The 2,005-nt window shown below is 41.7% G+C and carries 1 protein-coding gene; it reads left to right on the forward strand.

What is annotated here, in order from left to right:
* Positions 1-80: 80 nt before the first annotated feature.
* Entirely contained in the window at positions 81-1,967 is a 1,887-nt protein-coding gene (locus AB4496_RS20635) for a methyl-accepting chemotaxis protein (protein ID WP_017101870.1), read from the forward strand.
* The last annotated feature ends 38 nt before the right edge of the window (positions 1,968-2,005 follow it).

Consider the following 2,005-nt stretch of genomic DNA (forward strand, 5'->3'; position numbering starts at 1 on the left):
AATCAGTAATAAAATATCTTTACGGTAATACGGCGTACTGCTACTCTCTTCCAAATTTCTAATAGAGTGAAGTACCGTAAATGGGTGTTAGCAATATTTCAATCAAGAACAAATTAACATTGATGTTTGTTGTCATTATTTTCGCAATGACTATGATTCAGACTTATGTAACAGGTAAGCAACTTCTTAACGAAACCTATCGTTCCATTCAGCAATATTCAAATACACTAACTGATACAACGGTATCGGGTATAGAAAAATGGATTGAAGGCCGAATTAACGTTGTAAATGCAGCGAAAAATTCATTTACTTTTACCGATGACCCAACCAGCTATTTAACTCAAAGTACGAGTGCTGGTAAGTTCCAAATTGCCTACGCAGGGCTTTCTGACGGTCGCTTTCTTCTAGGTGGTGATTTGCCAGTACCGCAAGATTACGACCCACGTACTCGAGATTGGTACAAAGCGCCTATGGCGGCAGGTCAAACAGTCGTCACTGAACCCTATGTTGATGTGGCTACGAATGACCTAGTGGTAACAATTGCAAGCCCATTCAATACCAACGGGTTCTCTGGCGTTATTGGTGCAGACCTGAACTTAAACACCCTCATCAATGATATTGTAAGTATTGAGCAACCTGGTGTTTACGCTTTTCTTGTCGATGGTAAAGGTAATATTGTTGCCCATAGAGACCGTGGCCTAACGCTAAAGCCTGTTTCTAATATTTCAAACAACCTTTCTGCTCAGAAAATCAAATCACTTGCGCAAAATCCAGAATTTGAAGAGTTAACCATTAAAGGTACCGACTCCCTTCTTTCTGCTCAGAAAGTTCCTCATACAGACTGGTACTTCACTGTTGTTATAGATAAAGATCACTCTTTTGCTTCTTACTATTCATTAGTTCGTCAGTCGGTAATATTTGGTCTAATACAACTTGCTGTAATCGCATTTGTTGCGATGTTTATCATCAAGAAAGCACTGTCGCCATTAACGACACTAAGCTCGGCAATGGAAGCATTGTCCAAAGGTGACGGCGACTTAACACAGCGTATGACTGTTCATAGTAAAGACGAGATTGGCACCCTAGCGCATCACGTCAACGCGTTCATAGCAAAACTTCAAGAGATAGTGCGTGATATTGCGGGCTCTTCGAACCAGCTTAATCAGCAATCTGAAATTAGTACCAATGTCGCTCGTCAAACAAGTGAAGGTCTATCAGTCCAACTTCACGAAATTTCTCAGATTGCTACAGCCGTACATGAAATGTCGGCAACAGCAGAAGAAGTAGCAAACAACGCGCAAATGACGGCTGATTCAGCGATCAGTTCAACAGAGAATTGTGAACAAGGTAAGCAAGTCATCATTCGTAACCAAGATTCCATCACTAGTCTTGCTCAACAAGTTGAGAACGCTTCAGGAATCATTCAAGAAGTTGAGAAGAATGCGTTAGACATCAACACTATTCTATCAACCATTTCTGATATTGCAGAACAAACTAACCTATTGGCCTTAAACGCAGCGATTGAAGCAGCACGTGCGGGTGAACAAGGTCGCGGTTTTGCGGTTGTGGCAGATGAAGTTCGTGTTCTTTCTCAACGTACTCACAGTTCTACAGACGAGATACGCGAAATGATCGAGACTCTTCAGAAAAACAGCGTCAGTGCGGTTGAATCAATGCAACGTAGCCAAGATTTGGCGCAATCAAGTGTCGATGATGCAAACAATGCGACTATTGCACTGGAAGAGATCGCGACATCGATTCAACAGATCTCGGAGATGGCTTCACATATCTCGAATGCTGCTTCTGAGCAAAGATCGGTTACCGGTGAAGTCAGTAAGAATATTCAGTTGGTTAATGATGTATCAGAAAACATGTCTACTGAGGCTGATAACTCTCGTCACTTGTCTGAAGAGTTGCGCGGTATTGCTCAACAGTTGAATACTCAAGTTCAATTGTTTAAATACTAGACGTACGGATAATTCGTTCTCGTTCTCGTTCTCGTTCT

The sequence above is a fragment of the Vibrio sp. 10N.222.46.A1 genome (genome assembly GCF_041473595.1).
GTDB classification, from domain to species: Bacteria; Pseudomonadota; Gammaproteobacteria; order Enterobacterales; family Vibrionaceae; genus Vibrio; species Vibrio tasmaniensis_A.